Raw genomic sequence first — 16773 nt, forward strand, 5'->3', positions numbered from 1 at the left:
GAAGACATTGACGAGCCATTTACCTGGGCAGAATGTCGCGTCGTCATTCGACTAGAAGACATTGACGAGCCATTTTCCTGGGCCCATCATCGGGAGTTTCATCCGGCCGAGGCAGGCCCACATGGTCAGTTGGTTGGCGGTGAGGACGGGTTTGCCGAGTGCCTGTTCGAGTGGCTCGATCACGTCGTAGGTCGGCAGGTTGGTGCAGCTGACGAAGATCGCTTCCGAGCGGGGGTCGTCGGCGCCGAGTATCCGTTCGGCGATGGTGCGGTAGTTGACCTTCCAGATGCCGCCGCCGAGCCCGAGATGATCGGACTTGATCGTGGTGCAGCCCGCTTCGTCGAGGAAGTCGTGCAGTTTGCCGGTGAGGATCTCGTCGTACGGGGTGATCACCGACATCCGGGTGATGTTGAGGTGCTTGATCGCTTCCACCAAGGCGCCGGAGGTGGTCACCGCATCCGGTGCGCCGGCCAGGCAGATCGTTTCCCGCAGGGATCGTTCGTAGGCGAGACCGTTGATGAAACTGCCCGAAGTACACAGGTAGGCAACGACCTCCGGTTCCACGTGCAGCACGTCGTGGGTGGCCGCCGTGAGATGCAGCGGATTGGACACGAGTTCGGCCATCGCCAGGGATACCGGCACCGGTTCATAGGGTGTGCGGGCCAGGTGCAGACTCACCTCGAGGGGCGCCCACCGCCACAGTTCCCGTTCGAGGGCCAGGTCGAACGGCGCGATCACGCCGATACCTCGTTGGGCTACCGGCCCGTCGATGTCCGGGAAGCTGAACTCCACTGCGGCCCCTCTCGCGCTCAGCCGGGCAGACCTCCGAACACGATCGGATTGTTGACAATCATACGATCTGATCGTACGGTGTCAATGTGGAAAACGGGCCGATTGTCACCGTCCTACATCGTGACAGCCTGCCCGAATCGGACCTCATGGCCCCCGTTGCCGAGCGCGCCGACGTGCGCTACACCGAGGCCGACGGGCTCGCCGATGCGCTACACGGCGCCGATGTGCTGTTCGTCTACGACTTCCAGACTCGCGCCGTTCCCGGTGCGTGGCCCAGCGCCGATCGCCTGCGCTGGCTGCACATGGGCGGTGTGGGCGTGGACCCGGTGATGTTCCCGGAGCTGCGCGCGTCCGAGGTGGTGGTCACCAACACCCGCAATGTCTTCGATACGGCCATCGCCGAATACGTCCTCGGACAGATCATCTCGTTCGCCAAGGACCTGCCCGGCTCGATCCGGTTGCAGCAGCGGCACGAGTGGCGGCACCGCGAATCCGAACGCGTGGCCGGGACCACGGCACTGATCGTCGGGACCGGCTCGATCGGCCGCACCACCGCGCGATTGCTGCGCGCCGCGGGCATGACGGTGCGCGGGGTCGGGCGCCGCGCCCGCTCCGGCGACCCGGATTTCGGCACCATCAGCGACGACCTGCACGCCGAACTGCCCGGCGCCGACTACGTGATCGCGATCGCGCCGCTCACCGCGCAGACCCGGCACATGTTCGATGCCGCCGCGTTCGCGGCCATGAAACCGCATGCCAGGTTTGTCAATGTCGGGCGCGGGGAATCAGTGGTTACCGACGATCTCGTAGCCGCGCTCGGCAACGGTTCGATCGCCGCGGCCGCACTGGACGTGGTGGATCCGGAACCGCTGCCCGCGGACCATCCGCTCTGGGATCTTCCGAACGTGGTGCTCACGCCACACAATTCGGGCGATTTCCACGGCTGGCGCACCGAGATCGTCCGCGCATTCACCGACAATTTCGGCAGGTGGGCAGCCGGACTGCCGCTGGACAACGTTGTCGACAAGACGCTCGGGTACGTGCCCGGCTGAAGGAGCCCCGCCATGACGCAGCCCGATCTCCCCACCGATCCCACCGTGATGACGGCGGTTCAGCTGGTCTCGGCCTATGCGGCCGGGCAGCTGTCCCCCGTCGAGGCAGCGCAAGCCTGCCTGGATGTCATCGCGGCCCGCGACGGCGCGCTCAACGCGTTCTGCCTGGTCGATCCGGACCGGGCGCTGGTGCAGGCGAAGGACTCCGAGGCGCGCTGGCAGTCGGGCCATCCGCGCGGGTTACTCGACGGCGTGCCGATTTCCATCAAGGACATCTTTCTGACCGAAGGCTGGCCGACCCTGCGTGGTTCCACCTGCGTCGACGCCGGCGGGCCGTGGCTGGTGGACAGTCCGGTCGCCGCTCGGCTGCGCGAGGACGGGATGGTGTTCGTCGGCAAGACGACCACCCCGGAGATCGCCTGGAAGGGCGTCACCGACAGTCCGCTCACCGGCGTCACCCGCAATCCCGCCGATCCCGCGACGACCGCGGGCGGATCGTCCGGTGGCAGCGCGGCGGCGGTGGCGGGTGGGATGACGCCGGTGTCGGTGGGCACCGACGGTGGCGGCAGCATCCGTATTCCGGCCTCGTTCTGCGGGATCGTCGGCTTCAAACCGACGCACGGGCGGGTGCCGCTCTACCCGGCCAGCCCGTTCGGGCCCCTCGCCCATGCCGGGCCGATGACGCGCACCGTCGAGGACGCGGCGCTGCTGATGGATATCCTGTCGCTGCCGGATCCGCGTGACCCGACCGCGCTGGCCCCCACCTTGACAACATTCCGCAGTCAGATACAGCGGGATGTGCGCGGGCTGTCGGTCGGCTATTCCGCCACGCTCGGGTACGCACAGGTGGATCCGGAGGTGGCCGAGATCGTCGAGAGGGCGGTGCAGCGGTTGGCCGAGGCCGATCTGACCATCGATGCGGTCGATCCCGGATTCGCCGACCCGCGCGAAGCCTTCGAAACCCTGTGGGCGGCGGGTGCGGCGACCATGCTGTCGAAGTTCCCGGCCGGGTCCCGGGCGAAGGTGGATCCCGGCTTGGGCGCGGTCTGGGCTCGCGGCGAAGCTGTCAGCGCCGTGGACTATCTCGACGCCCGCCATGTCGCGGCGGAAGTCGGTATCACGATGGGCACCTTCCACACCGCCTACGACGTGCTGATCACCCCGACCATGCCGATCACCGCGTTCGAGGCCGGACACGATGTGCCGCCTGGCAGCGGACTGCGCGGCTGGCCGGACTGGACCCCGTTCACCTACCCGTTCAATATGACGCAGCAGCCCGCCATCAGCATCCCGGTCGGCACGACTCGCACCGGAATGCCGGTGGGCTTGCAGATCGTGGGACCCCGGCACTCCGATGACTTGATCCTCGCGGTGGCCAGGCACGCCGAGTTCGTGCTGAACTCCTGAAATATCTAGGGCGCTCACCTCTTTCGACGCCGCCGAGGGATTCGACGGCGTCGGAGCGGTCGCTCGGTCAGGCGCGGGCGAAAGCCAGCGTCTCACCCTCGACACCGCGCAACCACAACCCGTTGCAGGCGGCCGCCAAGTCCGCGAGACCATCCTCGATGGTGGCGAAGACGCTGCCGGGAACCCAGCCGAGGTCGCCGTTGATCAGGAGATTGTTGCGGCCGTAGAACAGGGCGAGGTCGGTGGCGCCCTGGGCGTGATGGGCGGCGGAGCCCGGTTCGTAGCCGTAGGCGGGGTTGCCGATTTCCCACGGTTCGAAGTCGAAGAGGCAGACGTCGCCGGGAATCGGTGTGACGGTGGGGTTTTCGCGATGCGGGGCCGCGGTGATGCGGGGCACCAGCGCGTAGACCTCGTTGCGGGCGTATTTGGCGTGGAAGGCGTCGCCCTCCTGCGGGAGCGCAGCCCAGACGGCGGCACACGTGCGCGGAGCCTCGTCGTCGAGCAGGCGCGCGCGGCAGGTGACGCCGGCTTCGGTGAGGGTGATGCTCATGTAGCGGGCCATCGGCTCCTGCTTCCTGTGCGGTGCGGGATTTCGGGATTGTCCCGGTTGTGGTGCGAGTCCCCGCCCGGAACCCGAGCGGGGACAGCGTGGCGGACTACAGCTCGGCGAGGACTTCCGACCAGATCGCCAGGGCATCCTGCACCTGAGTTTCGGTGACGATCAGCGGCGGAATCATGCGCACGACGTTCATGTGCGCCCCGCAGGTGAGCAGCAGCAGTCCCTTGTCGACGGCGGCCTTCTGGGCGGCTGATGCCGTCGCGGTGTCGGGTTCGCCGGTCGGCGTGGTGAACTCGGCGCCGACGAGCAGACCGAGGCCACGGACGTCCCCGATCGCCTTCGTGGCGAGACTCCCGACGCCGGAGAGCAATTGCGCTCCACGAACGGCGGCGTTGTCGACGAGACCCTCGGCCTCGATCACCTCGAGTGTCGCGACCGCGGCGGCACAGGCCACCGCGTTGCCGCCGTAGGTCCCGCCCTGTGAGCCCGGCCAGGCCTTGGCCATCAACTCCCGCGACGCCGCGATGCCCGACAGCGGGAACCCGCTGGCCAGCCCCTTGGCGATGGTGATCACGTCGGGGCGCACGTCGAAGTGCTGGTGGCCGAAGAACTTTCCGGTCCGGCCGAAGCCGGTCTGGATCTCGTCGAAGACCAGCAGGATGCCGTGCCGGTCGGCGCGCTCGCGCAGGCCCTGGAAGAAGCGGGTGTTGCCGGGGATGTAGCCGCCCTCGCCGAGCACCGGTTCGACGATGAACGCGGCGGTCTCGGCGGGCGAGGTGAGGGTGGCGAGCAGGTAGTCGAGCTCACGCAGCGCGAAGTCGGTGGCTTCGGCTTCGCTCCACCCGTAGCGGAAGGCGGTCGGAAACGGGGCCACGTGCACCCCGGACATCAGCGGGCTGAACCCCGCCGAGAACCGGGTCCCCGAGGTGGTCATGGTCGCCGCGGCGACGGTGCGGCCGTGAAATCCGCCGTGGAAGACGACCACGTTCGGGCGCCCGGTGGCTTGGCGGGCCAGACGCAGCGCGGCCTCGACCGCCTCGCTGCCGGAATTGGCGAAGAACAGCGTGTCCAAACCCTCGGGCAGCACCGCGCCGAGGCGCTCGGTGAGCTCGAGCAGCGGTCGGTGCAGCACCGTGGTGTATTGGCCGTGGATCAGGCTGGCGACCTGGGCCTGCGCCGCCGCGACCACGGTGGGGTGACAGTGCCCGGTACTGGTGACGCCGATCCCGGCGGTGAAATCCAGGTAGCGGCGACCGTCGGTGTCGTAGAGGTAGCAGCCTGCGCCGTGGTCGACGTGGACGGGCGTGGCCTGCTTCAGGACGGGAGACAGCTCGGTCATCAAGGACTCCCCAGATTGTCTATTGTCGGATTGTTGACAATATGCATAACATGGCGGCAGGGTTCACAGCAACGGTTGATCCACCGCGTCGGGAGGCAGGCACCGCATGGACGAGTCCGGGGGCAGCGCGCAGCTGCTCGACATCCTGAGCGCCGCCGAGCGGGCCGCGATCGACAGCGTTCCGCAGGGGTTGTTCATCGGGGGCCGATGGCGTGAGTCCGTCGCCACGCTGCCCGTCCTCGATCCCGCGACCGGCGCGCAGCTGTGCGTGGTGGCGGACGCGACCGCGTCCGACGGACTCGACGCGCTCGCCGCGGCCGCCGCCGCCCAGGCCGCCTGGGCCCACACCCCGGCCCGCACCCGCAGCGACGTCCTCATGCGCGCGCACCACGCGCTGCTGGCCGACACCGAACGCCTCGCCTTGGTCATGACGCTCGAGATGGGCAAGCCGCTCGCCGAGGCGCGCGGCGAAATCGCCTATGCCGCGGAGTTCTTCCGCTGGTTCGCCGAGGAAGCCGTCCGCCTCGACGGCGGGTACATGCCCGCGCCGACGGGGGGATCCCGGTTTCTGGTGACGAAGCAGCCGGTGGGGCCGAGTCTGCTCATCACGCCGTGGAACTTCCCGATGGCGATGGGCGCCCGCAAGATCGCGCCCGCGCTGGCCGCCGGCTGCACCTGTGTGGTGAAGCCCGCCGAACAAACACCGCTGTCGATGCTGGCGCTCGCGGCGATCCTGGCCGAGGCGGGTGTGCCCGATGGTGTGGTCAATGTGGTGACCACCGCCGACCCCGGCGCGCTGATGACACCGCTCATCGCCGATCCGCGCTCCCGGAAACTCTCCTTCACCGGGTCCACCGCCATCGGGAAACTTCTCCTGGAACAGTGCGCCCGCACCGTGATGCGCACCTCGATGGAACTCGGCGGTAACGCACCGCTGCTGGTGTTCGACGATGCCGATCTCGACGAAGCGGTCGAGGGCGCGCTCGCCGCCAAGATGCGCAACATCGGCCAGGCCTGTACGGCCGCGAACCGAATTCTGGTGCAGCGCGGCATCGCTGCGGAATTCGCCGAACGACTGGCCACGCGGATGGCGGCATTGCCGATGGGCCGTGGCACCGAGCCGGGCGTTGTCGTCGGGCCGCTCATCGACGCCGAGGCCGTGGCCAAGGTGGAACACCTCGTGGCCGACGCCCGGCAGCGCGGCGCCCAGGTGCGGCTCGGTGGCACGGCGATCGACGGACCGGGCACCTTCTACCCGGCGACTGTGCTCACCGGCGTGCCCGACGACGCCGAGTTGTGCCACACCGAGATCTTCGGACCCGTCGCCGCGATCGGCACGTTCGACACCGAGGACGAGGCGATCACCCGCGCCAACGACACCCCGTACGGGCTGGTGGCGTACGTGTTCACCGAGAACCTGCGTCGCGGCCTGCGCGTCTGCGAAGCGCTCGACACGGGAATGGTCGGTCTGAACCAGGGCGTGGTCTCCAATCCGGCCGCGCCGTTCGGCGGGGTGAAGGAATCGGGGCTCGGGCGTGAGGGCGGTTTCACCGGGATCGACGAATTCCTCGAGACCAAATACATCGGCGTCAAGGTTTAGGGAGACAGCGTGCGCACATACCGGATCGCGACCATTCCGGGCGACGGAATCGGGGTCGACGTGACCGTCGAGGCGGTGAAGGTGCTCGACCGGGTCCTGCCGGGAATCAGCTGGACCGAGTTCGACTGGTCCTGTGAGAACTATTTGCGGACCGGCGCGATGATGCCCGCCGACGGGCCCGAGCAGCTCGCCGGGTTCGACGCGATCCTGCTGGGCGCCGTCGGATTCCCCGGGGTACCCGACCACATCTCGCTGTGGGGCCTGCTGATTCCGCTGCGGCGCGCCTTCGGCCAGTACGTCAACCTGCGGCCGGTACGACTGCTGCCCGGCACGGAATCGGCGCTGCGCGACCGCACCGCCGAGGACCTCGACATTCTCATCGTGCGGGAGAACTCCGAAGGCGAGTACTCCGAGATCGGCGGCATCCACAACCCGGGCAGGCCGGACGAATTCGTGCTGCAGGAATCAGTGTTCACCCGCACCGGCTGCGAACGGATCATCCGCTATGCGTTCGACCGCGCCGCCGAACGCTCGGGCAAGCTCTGTTCGGCGACGAAATCCAACGGGCTCATCCACTCGATGCCCTACTGGGACAGCATTGTCGAGCGCGTAGCCGAGGAGTACCCGACGGTGCGGACCCGGCAGATGCACGTCGACGCCCTCGCCGCCGAAATCGTGCTCCACCCCGATCGCCTGGATGTGATCGTGGGCTCGAACCTGTTCGGCGACATCCTCTCCGACCTCGCCGCGGCCGTCACCGGCGGACTCGGGCTCGCGCCCTCGGGCAACATCAACCCCGCGGCGGACGCGCCGTCGATGTTCGAGGCCGTGCACGGTAGCGCGCCCGACATCGCGGGCATGGGCATCGCCGACCCCGTCGCCCAGATCCTCGCCGGGGCGATGCTGCTCTCCCACCTGGGCGAGCACACCGCGGCCGCCGCCGTCGACCGCGCGGTCTGCGACGTCCTCGCCGCGGGTACGGTTCGCACACCGGACCTGGGCGGCACCGCCACCACCGCCGAGCTGGGCACCGCCATCGCCGACCGCGCCGCCGAGCTGGCGAACGCCCTCACCGAAGCGTGAACCCCGTCGGCTTCTCCCCCACCGCTGCCCGCCCGGATGTCGGGGCACCCAGCCCGGCAGACCTGCGGGTCACCCACTCGTGACGCCCGAACTGCGCACCGAGCGGCACGCGTGTGCGTGAGCACAACGTCATCGCGCGGCAACTGCCCAGAAAATCGCAGGCAATCGGTGGTGCGCACGATGAGTCCCAGTATCGGTGATGGGTCCTCGGAAGGCGGAACGTGGTGACGAGCGCACGGGTGGGCGTAGTTGCGGCGGTGCAATGTGGGCTGGGGCTGGTGCGCGCGCGAATAGCCGCCGAGCTCGAGCCGATCGCGGTGCGTGAACGACCCGTGGCCGAGGCCGTGGGGGCAACCCTGGCTGTCGCCCTCGCGGCGGGCACTCCCCTGCCGCGGGTGGACAGCGCCGCCATGGACGGTTACGCGGTGGCGGGCCCCGGACCGTGGTGGCGGCTACACCAGCAGGTCAGCTACGCCGGGCGCGGCTGCTCGGTGGTGCTGGCGCCCGGCGAGGCGGTGCGGATCGCGACCGGCGCGGCTACCCCGCTGGGTACCACGGCGACTTTGCGCGACGAACACATCGTGACCACCAGCGTGTCCGGCAAACCGGTGGTGATGCGCGCGCCCGGCGCACCGGTGCGCGACGACACCCGCCGCCAAGGCGAACACTGGAGCAGCGGAACGGAATTGGCGCGCGCTGGGGCCCGCGTCTCACCGGCCCTGGCTTCGGCGGCCCTCAGCGCCGAAGCCGAAACTGTCACGGTGCGTGGTCCTTTGCGCGCCGATGTGGTGATGACCGGTGACGAGATCCGCGCTGTCGGCCCGCTCGGTCCGGGCGAAACCCGCGACTCCCTCGGCCCGGTCATGCCGGAGTTCTTGCGCTGCTGCGATATCGAGAGCACCGGCCTGTGGCACCTCGCCGACAGCCGCGACCTGCTGCGCTCCTGGCTCACCCTGAAATCCCACGCCGACCTGGTCGTCATGGTCGGCGCCACCGGTCGCGGCGCCGCCGATCACCTGCGCACCCTGCTCGCCGACCTCGGCGCGCGCATCATCGTCGAACGGATAGCGATCCGCCCCGGCGGCTCCACCCTCGTCGCCCAGCTCCCCGACGGCCGAGTCCTGCTCGGTCTGCCCGGCAACCCCTTCGCCGCCGTCGCGGCCCTCTTGGCCGTCGGCCCGGCCATCGTCGACGCCCTCACGCTGCGCACGCCCGGCCCCACCATGTGGGGCCGCCTCTCCGACGCCGGCGTGATGGAAGGCGAAGCCACCCGGATAGTCGGCGTCCAGCAACACCCCGGCGGCGTCTGGCGCAGCACAGGCCCCGCTCACACCCCTCACCTGGCCGGTCTCATCCCCTGCCAGGCCCTGGCCATCCTGCCGCCCGGCACCGGCCGAGGCTCCCTCGTCGAACTCCTTCCCCTCCCGCACTGACCCGACAGCGCTGCCGCACAACAGAAACGGCCCCGGAGTGGAAGTCCACACCGGGCCGTACCCTGCTCGGATCAGCCGTGTTGCGGCGGCTGCCAGGGGCGACCGTAGGGGTCGTCCGGGCGCGGGGCGGGGTGTTCCGCCGGGGCGATCGGAGGTGGGGTCGGGAGTTCCGGGTCCCCCTTGGCCACCGAGGTTTTGGGCCGGGGTACGGGGGAATCGAAACCTTCGACGGGGGTGCGGGCGGTGGCTTCCGCGGCGCGGACTGCTTCGGCGATCTTGGGGTCGGAGGCGGTTTCGAACCAGTCGGCCACGTCGGTGTCGTCTTCGATCTTCACCGGGGCTTCGTCGGCGGACGGTTCGTAGCGGAAGACACCGTCCTCGCCCTTGGTGGCGAAGTTCTGGGCGAAGCCTTCGAGCGCCTTGCCGAAATCGCTGGGGACCAGCCACACCTTGTTCGCATCGCCCTTGGCCACCATCGGCAGAGTCTGCATGTACTGGTAGGCAAGCAGTTCCGGAGTCGGCTTGCCGTTCTTGATGGCGGCGAACACCTTCTCGATCGCCTTCGCCTGCCCCTGGGCCTGCAGGTAGGAGGCGGCGCGTTCGCCCTGGGCGCGCAGGATGCGGCTCTGGCGTTCACCCTCGGCCGACAGGATCGAGGACTGCTTGCCGCCCTCGGCGGTCAGGATCGCCGCCTGCTTGGCGCCCTCGGCGGTCTTGATCTGCGCTTCGCGGTTACCTTCGGCGGTGAGGATCGTCGCGCGCTTCTCGCGATCGGCCTTCATCTGCTTCTCCATCGATTCCTGGATCGACGGCGGCGGATCGATGGACTTGAGCTCCACCCGGGCCACCCGAAGGCCCCAGCGGCCGGTGGCCTCGTCGAGCACACCGCGCAGCTGGTTGTTGATCTGATCGCGCGAGGTCAGCGTCTCTTCCAGGGTCATGCCACCGACCACATTGCGCAGCGTGGTGACGGTGAGCTGCTCGACCGCGGCGATGTAGTTGCTGATCTCGTAGACAGCGGCCTGCGGGCTGGTGACCTGGAAATACACCACCGAGTCGATCTGCAGGGTGAGATTGTCCTGGGTGATCACCGGCTGCGGCGGGAACGACACGACCCGCTCGCGCAGATCCACCTTCGCGCGGACACGATCGGCGAACGGGACGAGGAACGTCAGCTGACCGGACACGGTGCGCGAATAACGCCCGAGCCGTTCGATCACCGCCGCCTCGGCCTGCGGGACGAGGGCGATCGATTTGAACACCACCACCACGACCAACAGGACGAGGACGGCGGCCACGATCAAGGCAACCATTGCTAGGGACCCTTCCAGACGACGGCGGTCGCGCCATCGATCTTCATCACATAGACAGTCACACCGGCTTCGTACACTTCACTCGGGTCGAGCGGACGCGCGGTCCAGACCTCGCCGCCGAGCTTGACCTGACCCGAATACTCCGCGACCTGCTCGAGCACCAGCGCCGACTTCCCCGGCAGCGCATCGGCATTCGTCGGAGTGGGCGGCGGGGTACCGAACTTGCGGCGCAACAGCGGGCGCACCCCGACGAACAGCACACCGGCCATCGCGGCGAACACCAGGGCGTCTCCCCAGACCGGAAGGTCGGTGGCGGCGCTGATCCCCGCGGTGCCGAGTGCGGCCACCCCGAGGGTGAGCAGCGTGAGGTCCCCGGTGAGCATTTCCGCCGCCGCGAGAACGATGCCCGCGATCAGCCAGACTATTGCGGCCACCCTGCCAGCCTAGCCTCGATGACCGGTTCGGGGGCGGGCTCGCGTAATCGCCGCCTCCCGGTGCGCCGGTACCGCGCGCGCTGGCGCGCGCGGTAGTTTCGGGACGTGAGTGCGCGAGACAGCTACGGCGACATCTATTCCGGACACGATCGGACCAAGAAGAAGCCGGTGCCGACAGTGAACGCCGAACGCGATCTGGTGGTCGAGGACGCGGCGAGCGGATTCTGCGGTGCCGTAGTGGGTTTCGATCGCAGCTACGACGGCGAGTTCGTGAAGCTGGAGGACGCGCGCGGGGCGGTGCGGCTGTTCGCGATGCGGGAGGCGGCGTTCCTGATCGACGGGAAACCGGTCACGCTGATCAAGCCCACCGCGACCGCGCCGAAACAGCCGGTGCGGTCGGCGTCGGGGTCCACCCGCGTCGAGGGGCTGCGGGCAAGAGTCGCGCGGACCAGCCGGATCTGGGTGGAGGGCGTGCACGACGCGGCGCTCGTCGAACGGGTGTGGGGCCACGACCTGCGGGTGGAGGGCGTGGTCGTCGAACACCTCGAGGGCCTCGACAACCTCGGTGCCCGGCTCACCGAGTTCGAACCCGGCCCCGGCGCGCGGGTAGGCGTGCTCGTCGACCACCTGGTGACCGGCTCGAAGGAGACGCACCTGACCGCCGGCCTCGGCCCGCACGTGCTGGTGACCGGCCATCCCTACATCGATGTCTGGCAGGCGGTACGCCCCGCCGCGCTCGGCATCGATGCCTGGCCGACAGTGCCGCGCGGCGAGGACTGGAAGACCGGAATCTGCGCGCGCCTCGGCTGGGGAACACCGCAGCAGGCCTGGCGCCGTGTCTACGATGCGGTCGGCTCGTTCCGGGATCTGGAAGCCCCACTCATCGGCGCGGTCGAACGGCTCATCGACTTCGTGACCGAGCCGGAGTGAACGCACAGCAGGTCAGACGGATCCTCGCGCCGAAATCGGTGATCCGCGTAGGCACCATCGACCACCTCGGTGCGCGCACGCGATCGCGGGCGAACCTTTATGCTCGATGATTATGTGCTCTCCCAGTGCCACGCTGACGCTGTGGGCCGGCTCCTGGCTGGCCGGTACCAGCGCGCCCGACGACGTGCTGGAGGCACTGCACGCCTGGGCGCCGCACCACACCATCGCGGCGGGCGACCCGGTCACCGGCGGACGTACCGACCTGCCGTGGACCTCGCGCGGTGCGGCGGGCAACGGAGCCATGCCGCTGCTCAAGGTGATCCGCGAGGCGATGGCTCCCGCCGGGGCGCAGCTGCGCCTGGTCCTGCCCGCACCGGGTGACGTGCGCGGGTTGCCGGTCGGCACCGCGTTCGCGGCCGACGCGATCGACGCCGAGGAGGGCTTGCTGCTCGGCGTTCCCGGCGAGCCCGGCACCGGCCTGATTCCGCAGTGGGACGACGACGACACCCTGCAGTGGACCGTCTACGGCGTCGATCTGCCGCGTATCGCGGGTCACGACATGTCGCTCGGCGAGGCCGAGTACACCATGCGCGAATCGGTGCGCGACGCCGCCGACGCCCTGATGCAACTGCACACCACCTCGGTCGGCAACGGCGACGACGATCCGCGTGAACAGATCGAGGCCCAGCTCGCGGCCTATGCGCGCCACGCCTATCCCGACTCGATCCCGTTGCGCGCCAAGCGAATTCTCGATACGGCCGATCATGTGGCCGCGATCCTCACCGTCGCTCAGCACGAGCCGGCGTCCTCACCCACCTCGGCCACCGCGCTCGGGGCGCATGAATCCCTGCTGCGGCCGCTGTGGAACACGATCCGCGAGGCGCGCCTCGTCGCGGTTCACGCCGCTGCCCGCCGCGACGGCTGACCTTCCGCATTCCGGACAGACGGGGGTAGTCACCGAGTCCGGTGGCGCACGCCGGAGCCGATCCGTCAGTGCCGATAAGGCTGCTGGTACTGCGGCTGTTGTGGATACGGCATCTGCTGCGGGTAAGGCTGCTGCTGCGGGTACGGCATCGGCTGCTGCTGCGGATACGGTTGCGGGTACTGACCCTGCGGATACTGCGGCGAGTACTGTGCCTGCGGATAGCCGGGGCCCGACGGGTGCTGCTGTGGGTACGGCTGCTGGTACTGCGCCGGGTACGGCTGCTGCTGATGTGCCATGTGCTGTGGCGGCATCTGATGTGGCGCAGCCTGATTCGAGGAACCGCTGAACGTGCGGATCAACACGATCACCACGATGAGCACAACAACGCCGATGATCAGGTACCAGACCCACTCCGGGACCCCGCCACCACCGACGCTGACGCTGCTACCGCCCCCACGACGGGCCAGCACCGCCTCCGCATCGCCCGCGCGTATGTCGTCGCCGGCGAGAAGACCACCTCCCCGAGCCAGTGCGGTCAGCATCATGTCGGCATGGTTCATCGGGCCCTCCCCGTAGCGTCACCCGACCTTCGGGCGAAGGTCTGCGGCGATGCTAACGCAGAGATGCGCCGAACGGGGAAGCGCCAGTTCAGAATCCGCCGAGGGCGACTTTGAGATCGGGCACATCGAGCGACCTGAGCGTCGCATCGCGGACCTGCGGGCAGGTGCGGATGGTGACGGTGTCGACGATGTGGCGGTTGTAGGCGATCGCGGCGTTGGCGACGGTGTCGTTGACCGTCCACAGCTTCATCGCACCGGTGAACGCCACCCGCGCGACGCGCGGGCCCAGCGCCTTCCACGTCCCCTTCTGTCCGTCGAGGATGCCGCACAATTCCTCGACGGATGCCTGCGAGATCGTGGGCTCGGTGGGCTGCGGGGGCTGGGTCTGATAGCCGGAGTCCCCGCCACAGCCGGTCAGACCGAGCGCGGCGGCGGTCAGCACGAGGGCGAACCCGGCAGCGCGGCGCGGCGTGGTCGAAATCATCGGAAATCCTCCGATCAGTCGAGCGCAACTGTGAAAAGGCTACTCCTCGAACCGGGGACTACCGGTGAATGGTTATCCGGTTGTGTTCAGCGCCGGACCGGGCGCGCGGGCGGTTCGCAACAACCGGGGGCGCACAGGGCTCCGTCGACGGTGCAGCCGTACCCGGGGACCGTGCCGAGTTCGCGCACCGGACCGGCGCTCACGCGTTCGGCGATCAGTTCGACGATCATGCGGGAGAATCGCGGATCGGTGCCGGGTGTCCCCGCACGGGCAAAGGCCATGCCGAGCTCGGCGGCGCGGGTCGACGCTTCGTTGTCGAGGTCCCAGATCACCTCGAGATGATCGGAGACGAAACCGACCGGGCACACCACCACGGCGTCGATGCCCTTGCCGTGCAGCACATCCAGATGGTCGACGATGTCGGGTTCGAGCCACGGTACCTGCGGCGGGCCCGAACGCGACTGCCACACCACATCGAACTCGGCGAAACCGGTTGCCGCGGCACACAATCGGGCGGCCTCGGCGACCTGCCTGCTGTAGAGGCGGCCACCGTCGGCCGGCGGGCCCGCCGACAGGTCGGCCGAGACGGGGATGGAGTGTGCGGTGAAAACCAGGCGCACGCCGTCGCGGCGCTCGGCCGGAATCTGTTGCACCGCAGCGGCGATCGCGTCGGCGAACGACTCGATCAGCAGCGGGTGATCGAAGTACTGGCGCAGTTTCACCAGTTCCGGGGCACCGGCACCGACCACCGTGCGGGCGCGGGTGATGTCCTCGTCGTACTGGCGGCAACCGGAATACCCACCCCACGCCGACGTCGGGAAGACCAGTGCCGAACGCACGCCGTCGGCGGTCATCCGCGCGACCGTGTCCTCGACCATGGGATGCCAGTTGCGATTGCCGAAATAGACCGGCAGATCCAGCCCGGCATCGGCGAGGTCGGCCTCCAGCGCCGCGATGATCTGCTGATTCAACGCGTTGATCGGCGAGACCCCGCCGAAATGCAGGTAGTGCTGCGCGACCTCGGCGAGCCGTTCGGGGGGCACCCCACGGCCCCGAGTGACGTTCTCCAGAAAGGGGATCACGTCCTCGGGGCCCTCGGGACCACCGAAGGACAGCAGCAGCAGGGCGTCCGGCATCAGCTCAGGGACATGTTCTCCGGGAACCACATATTGTGGCTGGCGCCGCCGTCGACGTAGATGATCGAGCCGGTGGTGGCGGGCAGCCAATCCGAGAGCAGCGCCACGATCGACTTGCCGACCGCGCGCGGGTCGTTGCCGTCCCAGCCGATCGGCGACGCGCCGTCCCAGTACTGGTCGAGCTGGACGAGCTGCTTGGCATCGTCGGTCGCGGTGCCGGCGATGGCCTTGGCCGCGAGGGTCTTGATCGGACCCGCGGCGATCAGGTTGGAGCGCACCTTCTTGGCGGCACCGACCTCACGCGCCACATAGCGGTTCACCGACTCCAGCGCCGCCTTGGACACGCCCATCCAGTTGTAGTACGGCATGGCCACGCGCGGATCGAAGTCCATGCCGACGAGCGAGCCGCCCTCGTTCATGACAGGGAGCACGGCGCGCGCGAGCGAGGCGTAGCTCCACGCGGAGATCTCGAACGACTTGGCGACATCGGGGCCGGGGCCCTCGAGGAACGGCAGCGCGCCGGGGCCCATGATCGACCGCGGCGCGAACGCGATGGAGTGCAGCGCGCCGTCGATGCCCTCGGGTGCCAGCTCACGCAGCTTCTCGGTGAGCGCGGCCAGATCCTCTTCGTTGGTCACGTCGAGGCCGATGGCGGGCGGCACTTCCTGCGGCAGCCGCTTGGCGATGCGGTCGATGAGCCGCAGTCGGTCGGGAATGCCGGTGATGATCACCCTCGCGCCCTGCTCCTGCGCGATCGCGGCCGCGTGGAACGCGATCGACGAGTCGGTGATGATGCCGGTGACCAGGATGGTCTTGCCTTCGAGCAGTCCGCCCATGAGTTTTCGGTTCTCCTGAAATCAGTATGGTTGCCGCCACCTTGTCGGTGGCGCGGGGCGATCCGTTAGCGGATCAGTGACCCATGCAATAGCAGCCGTCGACGTGGACGACAGCGCCGTTATCGGATCAGTGACCCATGCCCATGCCGCCGTCGACCGGGATGACCGCGCCGGTGACATAGCGAGAGTCCTCGGAGGCGAGGAAGCTGATCACCGCGGCGACATCCTCGGCCTGGCCGAGACGCCCGAGCGGGATGAACTTCTTCGCGGTTTCCTTCAGATCATCGGGCAGCTCAGCGGTCATATCGGTTTCGATGAAACCAGGCGCCACCACATTCGCGGTGATCGAACGCGAGCCCAGCTCACGGCTGATGGAGCGAGCCATACCGATCACACCGGCCTTGGAAGAGGCGTAGTTGATCTGGCCGGGGCCACCGCCGAGCCCGACGACGGAGCCGAGGAAGATCATCCGGCCCCAGCGCCCCTTGAGCATGGCGCGGTTGGCGCGCTTGGCACAGCGGAAGGCACCGGTGAGGTTGGCGTCGATGACCCGCTCGAACTGGTCCTCGGTCATGCGCATCAGCAGGGTGTCGTCGGTGATGCCCGCATTGGCGACCAGCACCTCGACCGGACCCTGGTGCTCCTCGACCTCGGTGAACGCGCGATCGACCGAATCACTGTCGGTGACATCGCATTTCACGCCGAACAGACCCTCGGGTACCCCCGATCCACGATGGGTGACGGCGACCTTGTGGCCGTCGGCCTGCAGACGCTGCGCGACCGCGAGACCGATACCGCGGTTACCGCCGGTGACCAGGACCGACCGGGATGTGACGTTCGACATAGGGTCCAACCTATCTGTTCCGATTCGTGCGCCCCGCGTCAGGGTC

Annotated in this window: 17 protein-coding genes; 7 read left to right on the plus strand and 10 right to left on the minus strand. The window is 68.7% G+C overall.

The genetic code is table 11. The annotated features are described in order from the left end of the window. Window positions 1-51 precede the first annotated feature (51 nt). Window positions 52-792, minus strand: coding sequence for an Asp/Glu/hydantoin racemase (locus ACFQ9R_RS29720; protein WP_378995253.1), 741 nt, complete (start codon window positions 790-792; stop codon window positions 52-54). An 86-nt stretch (window positions 793-878) separates the two neighbouring features. Here ACFQ9R_RS29720 and ACFQ9R_RS29725 point away from each other — a divergent pair, with 86 nt between their 5' ends. Both ACFQ9R_RS29725 and ACFQ9R_RS29730 read left to right on the plus strand, forming a co-directional pair. After that, window positions 879-1844 carry a D-2-hydroxyacid dehydrogenase gene (locus tag ACFQ9R_RS29725; RefSeq protein ID WP_378995255.1) on the plus strand — a complete coding sequence of 322 codons (966 nt, stop codon included), beginning with the start codon at window positions 879-881 and terminating at the stop codon, window positions 1842-1844. Between the two features lie 12 nt (window positions 1845-1856). Further along, window positions 1857-3251, plus strand: coding sequence for an amidase (locus ACFQ9R_RS29730; RefSeq protein WP_378995257.1), 1395 nt, complete (start codon window positions 1857-1859; stop codon window positions 3249-3251). A 67-nt stretch (window positions 3252-3318) separates the two neighbouring features. Here the strand turns inward: ACFQ9R_RS29730 and ACFQ9R_RS29735 are convergent, their stop codons facing one another. Together ACFQ9R_RS29735 and ACFQ9R_RS29740 are read right to left on the minus strand one after the other, a co-directional pair. Further along, window positions 3319-3813, minus strand: a complete 495-nt coding sequence (locus tag ACFQ9R_RS29735) for a DUF3830 family protein (protein ID WP_378995259.1) — start codon at window positions 3811-3813, stop codon at window positions 3319-3321. 94 nt (window positions 3814-3907) lie between these two features. Beyond that, entirely contained in the window at window positions 3908-5149 is a 1242-nt protein-coding gene (locus tag ACFQ9R_RS29740) for an aspartate aminotransferase family protein (protein ID WP_378995261.1), read from the minus strand. 106 nt (window positions 5150-5255) lie between these two features. On the opposite strand from ACFQ9R_RS29740, the gene ACFQ9R_RS29745 reads away from it, so the two are divergent. From ACFQ9R_RS29745 to ACFQ9R_RS29755, 3 genes are all read left to right on the plus strand, one after another. Beyond that, window positions 5256-6749: an NAD-dependent succinate-semialdehyde dehydrogenase gene (locus ACFQ9R_RS29745; RefSeq protein WP_378995263.1), complete on the plus strand. Its 1494-nt coding sequence runs from the start codon at window positions 5256-5258 to the stop codon at window positions 6747-6749. A 9-nt stretch (window positions 6750-6758) separates the two neighbouring features. Continuing rightward, on the plus strand, window positions 6759-7832 hold the full coding sequence (locus ACFQ9R_RS29750) for a tartrate dehydrogenase (RefSeq protein WP_378995265.1): 1074 nt from the start codon (window positions 6759-6761) through the stop codon (window positions 7830-7832). 224 nt (window positions 7833-8056) lie between these two features. Next, window positions 8057-9265, plus strand: coding sequence for a molybdopterin-binding protein (locus tag ACFQ9R_RS29755; RefSeq protein ID WP_378995267.1), 1209 nt, complete (start codon window positions 8057-8059; stop codon window positions 9263-9265). A gap of 71 nt (window positions 9266-9336) precedes the next feature. Here the strand turns inward: ACFQ9R_RS29755 and ACFQ9R_RS29760 are convergent, their stop codons facing one another. Together ACFQ9R_RS29760 and ACFQ9R_RS29765 are read right to left on the minus strand one after the other, a co-directional pair. Beyond that, window positions 9337-10578 (minus strand): SPFH domain-containing protein, encoded by a 1242-nt coding sequence (locus ACFQ9R_RS29760; RefSeq protein ID WP_378627173.1) that lies wholly within the window; start codon window positions 10576-10578, stop codon window positions 9337-9339. A gap of 2 nt (window positions 10579-10580) precedes the next feature. Beyond that, window positions 10581-11012 carry an NfeD family protein gene (locus tag ACFQ9R_RS29765; RefSeq protein WP_378995269.1) on the minus strand — a complete coding sequence of 144 codons (432 nt, stop codon included), beginning with the start codon at window positions 11010-11012 and terminating at the stop codon, window positions 10581-10583. A gap of 105 nt (window positions 11013-11117) precedes the next feature. On the opposite strand from ACFQ9R_RS29765, the gene ACFQ9R_RS29770 reads away from it, so the two are divergent. After that, window positions 11118-11942: a DUF3097 domain-containing protein gene (locus ACFQ9R_RS29770; RefSeq protein ID WP_378995271.1), complete on the plus strand. Its 825-nt coding sequence runs from the start codon at window positions 11118-11120 to the stop codon at window positions 11940-11942. Window positions 11943-12054: 112 nt separating this feature from the next. Beyond that, entirely contained in the window at window positions 12055-12867 is an 813-nt protein-coding gene (locus ACFQ9R_RS29775; protein ID WP_378995273.1) for a hypothetical protein, read from the plus strand. A gap of 65 nt (window positions 12868-12932) precedes the next feature. On the opposite strand, the gene ACFQ9R_RS29780 is transcribed toward ACFQ9R_RS29775, so the two are convergent. The 5 genes from ACFQ9R_RS29780 to fabG1 all read right to left on the minus strand — a co-directional run bounded on the left by ACFQ9R_RS29780 (window position 12933) and on the right by fabG1 (window position 16727). Continuing rightward, complete coding sequence (locus ACFQ9R_RS29780; RefSeq protein ID WP_378995275.1) at window positions 12933-13427, minus strand: hypothetical protein; 495 nt, start codon at window positions 13425-13427, stop codon at window positions 12933-12935. An 88-nt stretch (window positions 13428-13515) separates the two neighbouring features. Continuing rightward, window positions 13516-13911, minus strand: a complete 396-nt coding sequence (locus ACFQ9R_RS29785; protein WP_378627168.1) for a hypothetical protein — start codon at window positions 13909-13911, stop codon at window positions 13516-13518. Window positions 13912-13997: 86 nt separating this feature from the next. Further along, a complete protein-coding gene (locus ACFQ9R_RS29790; RefSeq protein WP_378995277.1) occupies window positions 13998-15047 on the minus strand; it encodes a ferrochelatase in 1050 nt (349 codons plus the stop codon). Further along, on the minus strand, window positions 15047-15883 hold the full coding sequence (gene inhA, locus ACFQ9R_RS29795) for an NADH-dependent enoyl-ACP reductase InhA (protein WP_266290283.1): 837 nt from the start codon (window positions 15881-15883) through the stop codon (window positions 15047-15049). Before inhA ends, ACFQ9R_RS29790 begins: the two co-directional genes overlap by 1 nt. Before the next feature lie 127 nt (window positions 15884-16010). Further along, window positions 16011-16727 (minus strand): 3-oxoacyl-ACP reductase FabG1, encoded by a 717-nt coding sequence (gene fabG1 / locus ACFQ9R_RS29800; protein ID WP_101467171.1) that lies wholly within the window; start codon window positions 16725-16727, stop codon window positions 16011-16013. Window positions 16728-16773: the final 46 nt, after the last annotated feature.

The organism is Nocardia sp. NPDC056541 (assembly GCF_042794235.1).
Taxonomy (GTDB): Bacteria; Actinomycetota; Actinomycetes; order Mycobacteriales; family Mycobacteriaceae; genus Nocardia.

Bases quoted from the DNA above. Each gene is read 5' to 3' on its own strand.
- ACFQ9R_RS29730 (WP_378995257.1), top strand. From the start codon at position 1,857: ATGACGCAGCCCGATCTCCCCACCGATCCCACCGTGATGACGGCGGTT.
- ACFQ9R_RS29735 (WP_378995259.1), bottom strand. From the start codon at position 3,813: ATGGCCCGCTACATGAGCATCACCCTCACCGAAGCCGGCGTCACCTGC.
- ACFQ9R_RS29740 (WP_378995261.1), bottom strand. From the start codon at position 5,149: ATGACCGAGCTGTCTCCCGTCCTGAAGCAGGCCACGCCCGTCCACGTC.
- ACFQ9R_RS29745 (WP_378995263.1), top strand. From the start codon at position 5,256: ATGGACGAGTCCGGGGGCAGCGCGCAGCTGCTCGACATCCTGAGCGCC.
- ACFQ9R_RS29760 (WP_378627173.1), bottom strand. From the start codon at position 10,578: ATGGTTGCCTTGATCGTGGCCGCCGTCCTCGTCCTGTTGGTCGTGGTG.
- ACFQ9R_RS29775 (WP_378995273.1), top strand. From the start codon at position 12,055: ATGTGCTCTCCCAGTGCCACGCTGACGCTGTGGGCCGGCTCCTGGCTG.
- ACFQ9R_RS29780 (WP_378995275.1), bottom strand. From the start codon at position 13,427: ATGAACCATGCCGACATGATGCTGACCGCACTGGCTCGGGGAGGTGGT.
- ACFQ9R_RS29785 (WP_378627168.1), bottom strand. From the start codon at position 13,911: ATGATTTCGACCACGCCGCGCCGCGCTGCCGGGTTCGCCCTCGTGCTG.
- ACFQ9R_RS29790 (WP_378995277.1), bottom strand. From the start codon at position 15,047: ATGCCGGACGCCCTGCTGCTGCTGTCCTTCGGTGGTCCCGAGGGCCCC.
- inhA (WP_266290283.1), bottom strand. From the start codon at position 15,883: ATGGGCGGACTGCTCGAAGGCAAGACCATCCTGGTCACCGGCATCATC.
- fabG1 (WP_101467171.1), bottom strand. From the start codon at position 16,727: ATGTCGAACGTCACATCCCGGTCGGTCCTGGTCACCGGCGGTAACCGC.